At 64.4% G+C, this 13,562-nt stretch carries 16 protein-coding genes; 6 read left to right on the top strand and 10 right to left on the bottom strand.

Annotated features, from left to right (window positions below):
- Nucleotides 1-7: 7 nt before the first annotated feature.
- From rpsK to infA, 4 genes are all read right to left on the bottom strand, one after another.
- On the bottom strand, nt 8-421 hold the full coding sequence (gene rpsK / locus AADZ55_RS04800; RefSeq protein ID WP_085323101.1) for a 30S ribosomal protein S11: 414 nt from the start codon (nt 419-421) through the stop codon (nt 8-10).
- 3 nt (nt 422-424) lie between these two features.
- A complete protein-coding gene (rpsM, locus tag AADZ55_RS04795) occupies nt 425-799 on the bottom strand; it encodes a 30S ribosomal protein S13 (RefSeq protein WP_085323100.1) in 375 nt (124 codons plus the stop codon).
- A 321-nt stretch (nt 800-1,120) separates the two neighbouring features.
- Entirely contained in the window at nt 1,121-1,234 is a 114-nt protein-coding gene (gene rpmJ / locus AADZ55_RS04790) for a 50S ribosomal protein L36 (RefSeq protein ID WP_003418367.1), read from the bottom strand.
- 32 nt (nt 1,235-1,266) lie between these two features.
- On the bottom strand, nt 1,267-1,488 hold the full coding sequence (infA, locus tag AADZ55_RS04785; protein WP_003418601.1) for a translation initiation factor IF-1: 222 nt from the start codon (nt 1,486-1,488) through the stop codon (nt 1,267-1,269).
- Nucleotides 1,489-1,738: 250 nt separating this feature from the next.
- On the opposite strand from infA, the gene AADZ55_RS04780 reads away from it, so the two are divergent.
- The 4 genes from AADZ55_RS04780 to rfbC are packed head-to-tail and all read left to right on the top strand — an operon-like array spanning nt 1,739 to nt 5,073.
- Entirely contained in the window at nt 1,739-2,602 is an 864-nt protein-coding gene (locus tag AADZ55_RS04780; RefSeq protein WP_085323099.1) for an LLM class F420-dependent oxidoreductase, read from the top strand.
- Nucleotides 2,603-2,614: 12 nt separating this feature from the next.
- Nucleotides 2,615-3,457, top strand: a complete 843-nt coding sequence (locus tag AADZ55_RS04775; protein ID WP_085323098.1) for an LLM class F420-dependent oxidoreductase — start codon at nt 2,615-2,617, stop codon at nt 3,455-3,457.
- Nucleotides 3,458-3,467: 10 nt separating this feature from the next.
- Nucleotides 3,468-4,463 (top strand): dTDP-glucose 4,6-dehydratase, encoded by a 996-nt coding sequence (rfbB, locus tag AADZ55_RS04770; RefSeq protein ID WP_085323097.1) that lies wholly within the window; start codon nt 3,468-3,470, stop codon nt 4,461-4,463.
- Nucleotide 4,464: 1 nt separating this feature from the next.
- Nucleotides 4,465-5,073 (top strand): dTDP-4-dehydrorhamnose 3,5-epimerase, encoded by a 609-nt coding sequence (rfbC, locus tag AADZ55_RS04765; RefSeq protein WP_085323096.1) that lies wholly within the window; start codon nt 4,465-4,467, stop codon nt 5,071-5,073.
- A 77-nt stretch (nt 5,074-5,150) separates the two neighbouring features.
- On the opposite strand, the gene AADZ55_RS04760 is transcribed toward rfbC, so the two are convergent.
- The gene (locus tag AADZ55_RS04760; RefSeq protein ID WP_242669976.1) at nt 5,151-5,423 is read right to left on the bottom strand and encodes a hypothetical protein; all 273 of its coding nucleotides are present in this window, start codon (nt 5,421-5,423) and stop codon (nt 5,151-5,153) included.
- On the opposite strand from AADZ55_RS04760, the gene AADZ55_RS04755 reads away from it, so the two are divergent.
- Nucleotides 5,347-5,661, top strand: a complete 315-nt coding sequence (locus tag AADZ55_RS04755; RefSeq protein WP_242669963.1) for a lipoprotein LpqH — start codon at nt 5,347-5,349, stop codon at nt 5,659-5,661. The two genes, AADZ55_RS04760 and AADZ55_RS04755, sit on opposite strands and share 77 nt — an antisense overlap.
- A gap of 33 nt (nt 5,662-5,694) precedes the next feature.
- Here AADZ55_RS04755 and AADZ55_RS04750 read toward each other — a convergent pair whose 3' ends face one another.
- From AADZ55_RS04750 to prpD, 3 genes are read right to left on the bottom strand one after another with little or no spacing between them, the layout of a single operon-like run.
- A complete protein-coding gene (locus AADZ55_RS04750) occupies nt 5,695-6,828 on the bottom strand; it encodes a bifunctional 2-methylcitrate synthase/citrate synthase (RefSeq protein ID WP_085323094.1) in 1,134 nt (377 codons plus the stop codon).
- Nucleotides 6,825-7,742 (bottom strand): methylisocitrate lyase, encoded by a 918-nt coding sequence (gene prpB, locus AADZ55_RS04745; RefSeq protein ID WP_085323093.1) that lies wholly within the window; start codon nt 7,740-7,742, stop codon nt 6,825-6,827. The genes AADZ55_RS04750 and prpB overlap by 4 nt, the downstream gene beginning before the upstream one ends.
- On the bottom strand, nt 7,742-9,247 hold the full coding sequence (gene prpD, locus AADZ55_RS04740; protein WP_207568992.1) for a 2-methylcitrate dehydratase PrpD: 1,506 nt from the start codon (nt 9,245-9,247) through the stop codon (nt 7,742-7,744). The genes prpB and prpD overlap by 1 nt, the downstream gene beginning before the upstream one ends.
- Nucleotides 9,248-9,365: 118 nt before the next feature.
- Here prpD and AADZ55_RS04735 point away from each other — a divergent pair, with 118 nt between their 5' ends.
- Nucleotides 9,366-10,805: a short-chain fatty acyl-CoA regulator family protein gene (locus AADZ55_RS04735; protein WP_085323421.1), complete on the top strand. Its 1,440-nt coding sequence runs from the start codon at nt 9,366-9,368 to the stop codon at nt 10,803-10,805.
- A gap of 111 nt (nt 10,806-10,916) precedes the next feature.
- On the opposite strand, the gene AADZ55_RS04730 is transcribed toward AADZ55_RS04735, so the two are convergent.
- Together AADZ55_RS04730 and AADZ55_RS04725 are read right to left on the bottom strand one after the other, a co-directional pair.
- Nucleotides 10,917-11,975 carry a 3-oxoacyl-ACP synthase III family protein gene (locus tag AADZ55_RS04730; RefSeq protein WP_085323091.1) on the bottom strand — a complete coding sequence of 353 codons (1,059 nt, stop codon included), beginning with the start codon at nt 11,973-11,975 and terminating at the stop codon, nt 10,917-10,919.
- Nucleotides 11,972-13,138 carry a hypothetical protein gene (locus AADZ55_RS04725; RefSeq protein ID WP_133056391.1) on the bottom strand — a complete coding sequence of 389 codons (1,167 nt, stop codon included), beginning with the start codon at nt 13,136-13,138 and terminating at the stop codon, nt 11,972-11,974. Before AADZ55_RS04725 ends, AADZ55_RS04730 begins: the two co-directional genes overlap by 4 nt.
- Between the last annotated feature and the right edge of the window lie 424 nt (nt 13,139-13,562).

Here is a 13,562-nt window from a genome sequence, read left to right as displayed (position 1 = left end):
AGCCCGACTAAACCCGGCGACGCTTGGGTGGGCGGACGCCGTTGTGCGGCTGGGGGGTCACATCCGAGATCGCGCCGACCTCCAGGCCCGCGGCCTGCAGCGACCGGATCGCGGTCTCGCGGCCCGAGCCCGGGCCCTTGACAAACACGTCGACCTTGCGCACCCCGTGCTCCTGCGCCTTGCGCGCGGCGTTCTCTGCGGCTAGCTGGGCCGCGAACGGGGTGGATTTCCGGGACCCCTTGAAGCCGACGTGTCCCGACGACGCCCAGGCGATGACGTTGCCCTGCGGGTCGGTGATGGTGACGATCGTGTTGTTGAACGTGCTCTTGATGTGGGCGGCACCGTGCGGGATATTCTTTTTCTCCCGCCGGCGGGTCTTCTGGCCCTTCTTGGGCGCCCCAGTTGCCTTCTTCGGTGGCATCGGTTACCTGGCCTTCTTCTTGCCTGCGATGGTGCGCTTGGGGCCTTTACGGGTCCGCGCGTTGGTCTTTGTCCGCTGACCGCGTACTGGCAGACCGCGGCGGTGCCGCAGCCCCTGGTAGCAGCCGATCTCGATCTTCCGACGGATGTCGGCCTGCACCTCACGGCGCAGGTCACCCTCCACCTTCAAGTTGGCTTCGATGTAGTCACGCAGGTGGATCAGCTGTTCTTCGGTGAGATCTCTGGTGCGCAGATCCCGGTCGATACCGGTGGCCGCCAGGATTTCGTTCGAGCGGGTACGGCCGATGCCGAAGATGTAGGTCAGGGCGACCTCCATCCGCTTATCGCGCGGCAGATCGACGCCGACTAGTCGAGCCATAGATGGCGCTTCCTCTTCCTTTGCGGAGGTCTGGTCCCAGTCCGTTCCCGCGGAGCGCGGGGCCCGGCCTCCGTCCGGGCGTGGATGAGCTGGCCCATCTCAATAGATGCCAGCCGCTCATTGGTGCTGGGAGGTCTGCATTCAGTTGTTGATCCGATTGTCCAGCTCCTCCTCGGGCCGCTACGCGGCCCGCATCGTCGCCGAACTAGATCCGATTGTCCAGCTCCTCCTCGGGCCGCTACGCGGCCCGCATCGTCGCCGAACTAGATCCGATTGTCCAGCTCCTCCTCGGGCCGCTACGCGGCCCGCATCGTCGCCGAACTAGCCCTGTCTTTGCTTGTGGCGCGGGTCGGAACAGATCACCATAACTCGCCCGTGCCGGCGGATCAGCCTGCACTTGTCACAGATCGGCTTAACGCTCGGGTTCACCTTCACGGCTGTCTCGGTCCTGTTCTCTGGGTGTTTCGCTACTTGTACCGGTACACAATGCGGCCCCGGGATAGGTCGTAGGGTGACAACTCCACCACCACCCGGTCCTCGGGCAGGATGCGGATGTAGTGCTGACGCATCTTGCCGCTGATGTGGGCGAGCACCTTGTGGCCGTTCTCCAGCTCAATGCGAAACATGGCATTGGGCAGGGGCTCAACCACGCGCCCCTCAACCTCTATGGCACCGTCCTTCTTGGCCATTACTTTCTGGCGATCCTCACTTCTTGTCTGTGCACCCGGTTTCGGCGCAGCACGTGCTCGGACCATAAACGTGAGCCGGTGGTGGAAATTCCGCGAAGTGCTCCGAGAAATTTCAAGACTGGGCACGCCAAGAGCCGGCACGGACGCCGCACCGTTGGTCCACAATACTCGCACCGTCGTCCTCGACGCAAAACGCCGCAGGCTGGGCCCCGCTGGAATAGGGCAAGCCAAACTACGAGTTGCAGCAACCATGACCGATTCTGCTCCCAACAAACCCCATTTCGGCCGATTTGGATCCTTCGGACGCGGCGTAACGCCCCAGCAGGCCAGGGAAATCGAGGCCCTGGGCTATGGGGCGGTCTGGGTGGGCGGCTCGCCGCCCGCCGAGCTGTCCTGGGTGGAACCGGTTCTGGAAGCGACCACCACGCTGCAGGTGGCCACCGGCATCGTCAACATCTGGACTGCGCCTGCCAAACCGGTCGCCGACTCGTTCCACCGGATCGAGGCGGCCTACCCGGGCCGTTTCCTGCTGGGTATCGGCGTCGGGCATCGTGAGGCGGTCAGCCAATACCGCAACACCCAGAACGCGCTAGGCGCGCTCTCGGAGTATCTGGACCGGCTCGACGAATATGGCGTGCCCGCCAACCGTCGGGTGGTGGCCGCGCTGGGCCCTCGGGTCCTGGGCCTTTCCGCACGACGTAGCGCCGGCGCGCACCCGGCCCTGACCACTCCCGAACACACCGCACGGGCCCGTGAGCTGATCGGCCCCTCGCCCTTCTTGGCGCCCCTACACCAAGTCGTGTTGACCACCGACCCCGAAAAGGCCCGCACGGTGGGTCGCAAGGCGCTCGATATCTACTTCAACCTGGCCAACTACCGCAACAGCTGGAAAAGGCTGGGCTTCACCGACGACGAAGTCACCCAGCCGGGCAGCGACCGCCTGGTCGACGCCATGATCGCGTACGGTACTCCCGAAGAGATCGCGGCACGGCTGACCGAACATCTCGACGCCGGCGCCGACCACGTCCCGGTCCAGGTCCTTACCAAAGATGACAACCTGGTCTCGGCGCTGGCCGAACTGGCGGGGCCGCTCGGAGTGCACCAACGAACCTAGGGGGGGACCTGGATGACCGAGGCGATTGCACTCAAGCCCGATCTGGGCAGGTTCGGCGTGTGGCTGGGTACCCGCTCCATCGCCCCCGAGCTGGCGGCCCGGATCGAAACACTGGGCTACGGCGCCGCCTGGATCGGGGCCTCCCCCGACGCCGATCTGGCTTGGGTCGAACCAGCGCTGGCCCAGACCACGTCGCTACAGCTGGCCACCGGGATCGTCAACATCTGGCCGTCACCGGCCACGGCAGTCGCCCAGTCCTTTCAACGCATCGAAAGCACCTATCCGGGAAGGTTTCTGCTCGGTGTCGGGGTGGGGCACTCCGAGCACACCCAGGAGTACCGCAAACCCTACGACGCACTCGTCGAGTACCTCGATGAGCTCGACACCGGCGGGGCACCCGCCAGCCGTCGGGTGCTCGCCGCGCTTGGCCCCAGGATGCTGCGGTTGTCCGCGGAACGCAGCGCCGGCGCCCACCCGTATCTAACGACGCCGGAACACACGGCCAAGGCGCGCGATCTGGTGGGCAACTCGGTGTTCCTGGCCCCGGAGCACAAGGTGGTGCTGACCACCGACCGTGCCGAAGCCCGCGCGGTCGGCCGCAAGTTCATCGACTTCTACCTGGGCCTCAGCAACTACGTGAGCAACTGGCTGCGTCTCGGGTTCACCGAAGACGACGTGCGCAAGCCCGGCAGCGACAAGCTGATCGACGCCCTGGTGGCCTCTGGCACCCCGGACGCGATCGCGCAGCGCCTCAACGAGCATCTAGACGCCGGAGCCGACCACGTCGCGATCCAGGTGCTGGGCCGCTCCTCCGAAGACGCACTAAGCGAGCTGGCGGGGGCAGTGCTCGGTTAGGGTTTGACCCATGCGGTTGCTCGTCACCGGTGGCGCCGGCTTCATCGGCGCCAACTTCGTGCACAGCACGGTGCGCGAGTATCCCGACGATGCGGTGACGGTAATCGATGCCCTCACCTACGCCGGCCGGCGCGAGTCGCTGGCCGACGTCGAGGAGGCCATCCGGCTGGTCGAGGGCGATATCACCGACGCCGAGCTGGTTTCGGAGCTGGTTGCCGAGTCCGACGCGGTCGTGCATTTTGCCGCCGAATCCCATGTCGACAATGCGCTGGACGACCCGGAGCCGTTCCTACACACCAACGTGATCGGGACGTTCGTCATCCTGGAAGCGGTACGACGCCACGGTGTGCGGCTGCACCACATCTCCACCGACGAGGTCTACGGTGACCTGGAGCTCGACGACGCGGCGCGATTCACCGAGTCCACGCCTTACAACCCGTCGAGTCCGTACTCGGCCACCAAAGCGGGCGCCGACATGCTGGTCCGGGCTTGGGTGCGGTCGTACGGCATACGTGCGACGATCTCCAACTGCTCCAACAACTACGGGCCCTATCAGCACATCGAGAAGTTCATCCCGCGCCAGATCACCAACGTGCTTACCGGCCGTCGGCCCAAGCTGTACGGCAGCGGCGCCAACGTGCGTGACTGGATCCACGTCGACGACCACAACAGCGCGGTCCGGCGAATCCTGGAGAAGGGCCGAATCGGCCGAACCTATCTCATCAGCTCCGAGGGTGAGCGCGACAACCTGACCGTGCTGCGCACGCTGCTGCGAATGATGGGCCGCGATCCCGACGACTTCGACCACGTGACCGACCGCGTCGGCCACGATCTGCGCTACGCCATCGACCCGTCCACGCTGTACAACGAATTATGCTGGGCGCCAAAGCATACCGACTTTGAAGAGGGCTTGCGGGCCACCATCGACTGGTACCGGGACAACGAAGCCTGGTGGCGTCCGCTGAAGGACGCGGCGGAAGCTCGGTACGAAGAACGCGGTCAATGACATGAAAGCACGCGAACTCGACATCCCCGGCGCCTGGGAGATCACCCCGACCATCCACGGCGATTCCCGCGGACTGTTCTTCGAATGGCTTACTGACCACGGGTTCAGTGCGTTCGCCGGTCACCGTTTGGACGTCCGGCAAGTCAACTGCTCGATGTCGGCAGCCGGTGTGCTGCGTGGCCTGCATTTCGCCCAACTGCCCCCGAGCCAGGCCAAGTATGTGACCTGCGTTTCCGGGTCGGTGTTCGACGTCGTCGTCGACATCCGCTTGGGCTCACCGACGTTCGGCCGGTGGGCCTCGGTTCTGCTCGACGACCTAGACCGTAGGACGATCTACATCTCCGAAGGCCTGGCGCATGGATTCCTTGCGTTGCAAGATAATTCGACGGTGATGTACCTGTGCTCGGCGGAATACAATCCGCAGCGCGAGCACACCATTTGCGCCACCGACCCGACCCTGGCAATCGACTGGCCGCTGGTCGATGGGGCCACCCCAAGCCTGTCCGATCGCGATGCCGCGGCCCCCAGCTTCGACGACGTGCGCGCGTCCGGCCTCCTGCCGACCTGGGAGCAGACCCAACGATTCATCGGGAGTTTGCGCGGCGATTAAACCGCATCTGTACGGCAACAGCGCGGCCGTTCATACTGCTTCACTAGATCCGCCGACAACCGCGGGTGCTTGGCCCATTAGAAGGAGGACCCGGTGAAGCGTGAGTTGTTGATGGCCGTCGGCGCGGCAACCATGATCGCGAGCGCGGCGGGGTGTTCCAGCGACGACGAGGCGTCGAGCCCGTCACCCGGCGCGGCGACCTCACCCGCCCCAACCACCAGCCCCGCGCCCACGTCGCCCAGCACCCCAGCCGCCGCCGGCGAGACGAAGGTCATCATCGGCGGTGCGCCCCAGAACGTCAGTGGCCCGGTGGTGTGCTCGACGAACGAGGGCAAGTTCTCCATCGCCATCGGCGACATGCTGACCGGCGTCATCGTCGGCCTCGAGCAGGACGCATCGGCGGTCCGCAGCGCTGGGCTCGGCACCGTTGACGGCGTGGTGCTGAGCTTTACCGAAGGCGCGCCCGGCAACAGCGCCAGCGCCACCAAGAATGGCAACTTCTACAAGATCACCGGCACCGCCACCGGCGTCGACAACGCCGGGCAGCAGGTCAGTAAGTCCTTCGAGGTCGACGTCACCTGCCCGTAGCAGCAAGCCCGGCCGGATGGGAAGTCTTGGGCATCAGCGGGTCAGTTGCAGCGGGCGTTGTGGCGGGCCGACGTACTCGCTGAGTGGACGGATCAACGCATTGGACGCGGTCTGCTCCATGATGTGGGCTGTCCACCCGGTGATTCGGCTCATCACGAAGATCGGTGTGAAGCAACCGATGTCAAACCCCATCAGGTGATAGGCCGGCCCGGTCGGGAAGTCCAGATTGGGCTTGATGCCGGTGGCGGCCAGCATGTCCTGTTCTAAGACGTGGTAGATGTCCAGCCACCGCTGGCCGTCGCGGACGGCGGCCACACGTTCCAGAGCCCGCTTCATTGTCGGCACCCGCGAGTCACCACTCTTGTACACCCGATGGCCGAACCCCATCACCTTGTCATTGCGAGATAGTTTGCCCTGCAGCCATTCTGACGCCTTCTCCGCCGTGCCGATTTCGAACATGTCATGCATCACCGCTTCGTTGGCGCCGCCATGCAGCGGACCCTTGAGCGCACCGATGGCGGCCGTCACCGCGCTGTAGATATCGGACCGGGTGGAGGTGACCACCCGCGCGGCGAATGTGGAGGCATTGAAACTGTGCTCGGCGTAGAGGACCATCGACTGCTCGAAGGCGTCCACAACGACCTGTTCGGGGACGTCGCCGAAGCACATGTGCAGGAAGTTCTGCGCGTAGCTCATGTGACTGTGCGGGGCGATGGGCGACAAGCCGCGTCGGCGGCGCATGTCGGCGGCCACGAGGGTAGGCAGCACCGCGAACATCCGCAGCGACTTGGCGTAGTTCGCTCCTATGCTGCTGTCGTCCTCGTCGGGGTCGTCGGCGCCCAGGTAGCTGATTAGTGTGCGCACCACGTCCATCGGGTGGCAGGTATCGGGCAGCTTCGCCAGCAGCGAGAGCACGGATCGGTTCATCCGGCGGGCGGCGCGTTCCCGCTGGGTGAACAACGCCAACTGCTGATCGTTGGGCAGTTCGCCGTGCCACAGCAAGTAGGCCACCTCCTCGAAGCTGCAGTGCGCGGCGAGGTCGCTTACCGGGTATCCGCGGTAGGTCAGGGAGTTGGTTTCCGGGACGACCTTCGACACGGCAGTGGTGTCGACGACGACACCGGTGAGGCCTTTGAAGATGCGGGGCTTGGCTTCGACGGCGCTCATGGAATCACTCCCTGTAGTGCGAAGTTGTAGGTCTCGGAGCCGAATTGGTGGTAGTCGGGGTAGCGGAGTAGCTCGTAGAGCCGGCTGCGGTGCTGCATCCGCTCGAGCAGCCCGGATTGTGTTCCGGTGTCCGCGATTTCACGCAGGCCGACCTCGACGGCGCGCATGGCCAGCCGCAGGGTGGTCACCGGGTAGATCACCACGTTGTAGCCGATCTCAGACAGCCGCTCGGCCGTCAACAGCGGCGACCTGCCGAACTCGGTCATGTTGGCCAGCAACGGGGTGTCCACCGCGGCGCGGAACCGTTCGAATTCGGCGGGCGCGCCCAGAGCCTCGGGGAAGATGAGGTCGGCGCCCGCGTCGGCGTAGGCCTTGGCCCGGTCGACCGCCGCGGCCACCCCCTCGACACCAGCGGCGTCGGTGCGGGCGCAGATGACGAAATTCGGGTCACGACGGGCCGAGACGGCGGCCCGCAGGCGGTTGACCATCTCGCCGGTCGGCACCACGGCCTTGCCGTCGAGGTGTCCGCATCGTTTGGGATTCACCTGGTCTTCCAGATGGCAGCCGGCCAGGCCGGCGTCCTCTAACACGGTTATGGTGCGCGCGGCGTTCATCGACTCGCCGAACCCCGTGTCGGCGTCGATCAGCGTCGGCAGGTCGGTCACGGTCGCGATCTGTGCGCCCCTGGCACCGATCTCGGTCAGAGTGGTTAGCCCGACGTCGGGCAGACCAAGGTCGGCGGCCAGCACCGCGCCGGACACATAGACCCCGTCGAATCCGATCTCGGCGACCAGCTTGGCGACCAGGGGCGAGAATACCCCCGGAAAGCGGTGTAGCTGACCGGATTCCAGCGCGGTGCGTAGCCTGGCCCGCTTTTGGGCCGCCGATGACGCGGCGACTATCAGCCCGCCCATCAGAAGATCCCCGACGGAATCGTGGGCGCCCGCTTCAACACTCGCGCGTCGACCATGAGGTTGAGCGCACCCAAAGCACCGGGCTGCAGTCCGGCCACGCCGTCGACCGCCGACAGGAACCGATCCTGTTCGCGGTGCCGTACTACGCCGTCGGCGAGTTCGGAGAATTTCGCCACGTAGTGCTTGCGCTCGAACGGCCGGGCACCCAGCGGGTGGGCGTCGGCGACGGCGAGTTCGTCGACGATCACCGCACCGCTTTTCAGGGTGACCTCGGCACGAGCGCCGAACGCCTGCTCGGCCGGGTCGGTGCGGTGATAGCGCCGCGTCCACTCGGGATCTTCGACGGTGGAGATGTTGCGCCACAACGCAACGGTGTCGGGACGATGCGCGCGCTCCGGCGCGTAGGACCGCTCGTGATGCCAAGCGCCGTCTTGCAATGCGACCGCGAAGATGTACATCGCCGAGTGGTCCAGCGTTTCCCGGGAGGCATCGGGGTCGAACTTTTGCGGGTCGTTGGACCCGGTGCCGATGACGAAATGGGTGTGATGGCTGGTGTGCAGCATGATGGTTGCGATCTGGTCCAGGTCACCGACGCGTTCGCGCATCCGCCGGGCCAGGTCGATCAGGGCCTGACTTTGGTATTCCGCGGAGTGCTCCTTGGTGTAGCTGTCCAGAATGGCGCGCTTGGGCTCGCCCCGTGCCGGCAGCGGGACGTGATAGGTGTGGTCGGGGCCCGATAGGAGCCAGGCGATCACCCCGTCTTCGCCTTCCCAGATCGGCGCGGGTGAACCTTCCCCGCGCATGGCCCGGTCGACGGCCTCGATGGCGACCTTGCCCGCCCACGCGGGCGCGTATGCCTTCCAGCTGGAGATCAGGCCCTTGCGTGACTGCCGGGTGGCCGTGGTCAGGTGCAGCGCCTGTCCGATCGCCGCATAGATGATCTCCTTGTCCAGCCGCAGCATGGTGCCCAAACCCGCGGCCGCCGACGGACCCAAATGCGCGACATGGTCAATCTTGTGCTCGTGCAGGCACATTCCGCGAACCAGATCGATGTGGATCTCGTAGGCCGTGGCCAGACCGCGGATCAGGTCCGCACCACCCACTCCCACGTGCTGAGCGACGGCGACCAGCGGGGGTATGTTGTCGCCGGGGTGCGAATACTCCGCGGCCAGGAACGTGTCGTGGAAGTCCAACTCACGCACCGCAACTCCGTTGGCCCAGGCTGCCCATTCCGGCGAATAGTCGCCGTCGATACCGAAAACCTTTGCTCCCGGGGCGGAGCGGCGATGCGCCTGGGCCTGGACCCGCGCAACCGCAACGGGACGGCGGATGACCGACGCGGCGGAGACCGCGGCGTTGTCGATGATGCGGTTAACCACCATCGCCTCGGTCTCCGGTGGCACGGCGACCGGGTCTGCGGCCACCTCCGCGATCCTCCAGGCCAGGTGTTGGCTACGGGGGAAGTCCTCGGCGCTACGCCGGGTCCGAACATCGTGCATCTGCATAATCCGCACAGTACGCAACTGTGCGCTACGGGGAAATAGCCTCAAAAGGCGTAATTTTGTGTCCTTATCCGCGGGATTTTGCGAATCTTGCGAAAGGTGCTCGGGTAGGGTGTGGCAGGTGGTAAAGACATTCGCGGGTGCTCGGCTGCGGCGGTTGCGCGAGGAGCACGAGTTGACCCAGGTGGCGTTGGCACGCGCCTTGGGCTTGTCGACCAGCTATGTCAACCAGCTTGAGAACGACCAGCGCCCGCTCACCGTCCCGGTACTGCTCACCCTTACCGAGCGCTTCGGCCTACCGACCCAGTATTTCGCTCCGGATTCCGATGCCCGCTTGATCTCCGACCTAGGCGAGGTGCTCGCCGAGGCGCCCGCAACCGCCGCCCAGATCGCGGAGCTCGTCGCCCGGATGCCCGCGGTGGGCCAGACACTCGTCAACCTGCACCGGCGGTTGCACGACGCCACCGCCGATCTCGAGGCGCTGCACGGCCGCGCCAACGTCGAGACATCGGCGGCTTCGCAGCAGCCAATGCCGTTCGAGGAGGTCCGGGACTTCTTCTACGATCGGAAGAACTACATCGGCGAGCTGGACGTCACGGCGGAGCGGCTGTTCGATCAGAACCGTTGGCGGATTGGCGGACTCGACGGCCAGTTGGCGGAGTTCCTCAGCCACCAGCTGGGCGTCACCGTCATCATCGATGATGGCCGCGTCTTGAATCCCAACTCCAAGCGGCTATTTCAACCCGACACCAAGACGTTGTACCTGGCCCGGTGGCTACATCCCGGGCAGCGTGCATTTCAGCTCGCGACGCAGATCGCCCTGCTCACCCAGGCCCAGCTGATCGCCGGCATCATCGCCGGCGACGACCAACTCACCGATGATGCGCGCGGCGTCGCCCGAATCGGCCTGGCCAACTACTTCGCCGGTGCACTGCTGCTCCCCTACCGCAGATTCCTCGACGCCGCCGAGAGCGTGCGCTATGACATCGACCACTTGGCGCGACGATTCGAGGTGGGCTTTGAAACCATCTGCCACCGGCTGTCCACCCTGCAACGTCCCAACGCGCGCGGAGTTCCGTTCATCTTCGTCCGCACCGACGCCGCCGGAAACATCTCGAAGCGGCAGTCCGCCACGGCATTTCACTTCTCCCGGGTGGGGGGAAACTGCCCGCTGTGGGTGGTACACCACGCCTTCTCCCGGCCCGGTCAGTTCCTTACCCAGGTAGCTCAGATGCCCGACGGACGCACCTATTTCTGGATCGCCCGGACCACCACAACCGAGTCCAGCCGCTATCTCGGCCCCCAGAAGGTGTTTGCCATTGGGCTGGGGTGCGACGTGGCCCACGCCGAGAAGCTGATCTACTCGGTGGGTATCGACCTGCCCGACACCGAGGCGGCGGTGCCGATCGGTGCGGGCTGCAAGATCTGTGACCGCCCCGCGTGCCCACAACGCGCCTTCCCCTACCTCGGCCACCCGGTGCATCTCGACCCACACCTCAGCACCGACCTGCCTTATCTACCTGCGGGCTCGACGGCGCGCCCGGCGGCCAAGTCGACCTGACCTGCCCTAGAAGGGTGACGGGTCGTCGGGATCGGGTGGTGGGTGTTGAGCTCCGGCGGCGGCGTCAACCACGTGGCCGGCCGGGGTGGGCTGGCGGGAATGGTGAACCTGTCAGTTCCACCGTAGGAGGCTGGCTGCTGCGCTGGAGACGCTGCCGATGGTCGCGATGAGGACGATGGCGCCGGGCTGGATGTGTCCTGCGTTGAGTGCTTCGTGCAGGTTGACCAGGGGTAGGGCTGGGCCGATGTTGGCGTATTGGGGGTAGGTGTTGATCGTCTTGGCTGGATCGATGCTGAGGAGCTGGGTTGTGAAGTCGGTGAACCACGCCACCGGCGTGGAGAATACGAAGAAATCGATATCGGACAGTTGGTAGCCGGCTCGATTGGCAGCTTGGTCGATAACAGAGGATAAGTGGTAGTCAGTGTACTTGCGGAGGGTGGAGCCGCGCGCTGTGCTGGGCGTCAGTTCCAGGTTCGGGCCGTATGGGGTATCCGTCGGGGTGGCGATGAATTCATGTTGTGATTCCACTGTGTTGATGGCGGCGGCGCTGAGCAATTCGCCACCTGCTCGGTTGCCGAATTCGGTGGTGACGACCGCAGCGGCGGCGGCGTCGCCGAGGAACCACGCGAACGTGCTGGATTCGGGTACGGCGCGACTATACGAGCAGGACACCACCACCAGTACCGTTTTGTGGAGTCCGCTGGCGGTGAAGGCATGTGCGGCTTGCAGAGCTGCTAAGCCACCGGATTGTGCTGTCTCTAGATTCCACGCTGCGCAGCGTAACCCTAGCTGTTCGGCCAGCCATAGGCCGTTTCCGAAGCCGAGCTGATCGGGCCACATCGATACGGAAATCAGCAAGTCCACCTGATCTGGCGCAATTGCCCCATCGGCGAGTGCCGCAGTGGCGGCCGCTATTTCGTGTGTGCGGATTGTTTCATCGGGTGCCAGGGTATGCCGGTGTACGGTACCGCGGAACGGGTCGGTTACGTAGGCTGTCATGGCCCGTTCGAAGTGGGTCAACTCGTGCGAATTGTCGGGAGTCCATACGGTTGATAGCGCCGAGTTCTCGCTATCGGCAACCAGTTTGGGGTAATGCTGCCGGTAATAGTCGTTGTTTCGGACCGTGGCGGGAAGGCTGATGTGTGGAGCCAGGATGCGTGGTCGCGTCACTCACACACTCCCGCCATGGCAGGTAGATCGTGAAGGCAAGGCCGCCCGAGGTTCCGTCGCCGTGCCGAGTATGCGCGTGCGAGAGCCCACAGGTAATCGTCACGGGGTACCCAGCCTGCTGAGACGTCGTCCAAGGCGGTCGGTAGAGCGGCCGCATCTACCAGTATGTTGTTGCCGAGTTCAACGTTTGCGTCGTGTTTTGCAGAGGTGAGGAGACTATCGATATCTGCAAGGCGCTGGCTGATCCGGAACGGAAGGTTGGCAATGCTAAAGAGGTCACGCCAGGGCGCCGGCGGCGCACCTTCAGTCGCAATTTTTGCGGTGAGATCGGCCCACAGTGGGTATAGGCTGCGGTACTTTCTCCAGCGCACACTCGCCGTACGATAGATATGTTGGTATGCGGGGTAGTCCGGGCAGGTATATCCGGCTATCAGAACTAGATTGGCGATGCCAGCCATGGCGCAGGGTATCCAGTCGATCCCGCCGGCCTCCTGACCGCCGATGACCGCGACCTGTATCCCGGTCCGCGTGGCGACAAAGAGGATGAACAAGACAGATTCGAATCCGATGAGGATCAAGGCGAGGCGCAGCATGCGATTACGCGCGCGAGGGAGTTCGCGCCGAACGACTCGCAGTGTGATTATGCGGGCGACCAAGATCGAAACTAGGAAGATCGCCAGATAACAAGTCCCCATCCATGATGGACCGAGGTACACCACAAAGTTCACCGGACCGCCCGGGTGATGGTCTGCGACAAAAAATACGCCCAATCCGATCGCGGCCATAACGAAAGGTGCTGACACCAGCCATACCAAATGCGGGTTCAACCCTCGGGGGCGGACCCAGTGCAAGACCACTAGTACCGTCGCCGCATCCCACACCAGCGAACACCAATGGCACAAAAGAATCGCGATGTGTGGAATGTGGGTGAGTCGCGTAAACGCGTTGATAGGCACGTCGGCTGCGAAGGCGAACGTGAGCGTCCCCGAGATGAACAACGTCAACTGCGCACTGGCGGCGCTTCGGATATAGCGGCGTTCATCGGAATTTGTGGTGCGAGCCAACCGGAAGCGAAACCAGACCAGGGCGTGTGTCGCAGCAAGCAGGTAGGCCAGCGCCGACACGCCAAAAATAGCGGCCTGTGCGAGATTAAGGGGGCTCATGCGCTGCGTTGAAGCGTGACTGCCATCCGACCCGGCACAGTCTCCAGGTCAGTGCCGCGTTCGTCGATCGCCGATACGTACGTCAGCTGTCGAATCAACAGTCGAGCGACGGCTTCCGCCTCAGCCTCCATCGCGTTGCTATACGCCGACCCGCATACGGCTAGGTCGCCATACGCGCTATGGCGTTGCGTCAACTGGGAAACGTTGAGCTGTGGGTGATCGAGAATCATGTGGCCTATTTCGTGGCAGATGATGTATCGCTGCGTCCAGCTGCTGGCTGCGGTCTCGTAAGCGATCAAGTCACGATCTCCAATATCAAGCCATACACCCGAGAGGCCAAGATGACGCAAATGTGACGGTACTAATGACAACTGCCGACCCCGGCTCAGCGACACTCGATCGACCACGTGTGACAACTGCGGTG

This window comes from Mycobacterium decipiens, assembly GCF_963853665.1.
GTDB classification, from domain to species: Bacteria; Actinomycetota; Actinomycetes; order Mycobacteriales; family Mycobacteriaceae; genus Mycobacterium; species Mycobacterium decipiens.
Note: the sequence above shows the minus strand (reverse complement) of the source record. Positions and strands in the feature narration are given on the sequence as shown.

Bases quoted from the DNA above. Each gene is read 5' to 3' on its own strand.
- rpsK (WP_085323101.1), bottom strand. From the start codon at position 421: ATGCCACCGAAGAAGGCAACTGGGGCGCCCAAGAAGGGCCAGAAGACC.
- rpsM (WP_085323100.1), bottom strand. From the start codon at position 799: ATGGCTCGACTAGTCGGCGTCGATCTGCCGCGCGATAAGCGGATGGAG.
- infA (WP_003418601.1), bottom strand. From the start codon at position 1,488: ATGGCCAAGAAGGACGGTGCCATAGAGGTTGAGGGGCGCGTGGTTGAG.
- AADZ55_RS04780 (WP_085323099.1), top strand. From the start codon at position 1,739: ATGACCGATTCTGCTCCCAACAAACCCCATTTCGGCCGATTTGGATCC.
- AADZ55_RS04775 (WP_085323098.1), top strand. From the start codon at position 2,615: ATGACCGAGGCGATTGCACTCAAGCCCGATCTGGGCAGGTTCGGCGTG.
- rfbB (WP_085323097.1), top strand. From the start codon at position 3,468: ATGCGGTTGCTCGTCACCGGTGGCGCCGGCTTCATCGGCGCCAACTTC.
- rfbC (WP_085323096.1), top strand. From the start codon at position 4,465: ATGAAAGCACGCGAACTCGACATCCCCGGCGCCTGGGAGATCACCCCG.
- AADZ55_RS04760 (WP_242669976.1), bottom strand. From the start codon at position 5,423: ATGGCGATGGAGAACTTGCCCTCGTTCGTCGAGCACACCACCGGGCCA.
- AADZ55_RS04750 (WP_085323094.1), bottom strand. From the start codon at position 6,828: ATGAGCGCCGTCGAAGCCAAGCCCCGCATCTTCAAAGGCCTCACCGGT.
- prpB (WP_085323093.1), bottom strand. From the start codon at position 7,742: ATGGGCGGGCTGATAGTCGCCGCGTCATCGGCGGCCCAAAAGCGGGCC.
- prpD (WP_207568992.1), bottom strand. From the start codon at position 9,247: ATGCAGATGCACGATGTTCGGACCCGGCGTAGCGCCGAGGACTTCCCC.
- AADZ55_RS04725 (WP_133056391.1), bottom strand. From the start codon at position 13,138: ATGAGCCCCCTTAATCTCGCACAGGCCGCTATTTTTGGCGTGTCGGCG.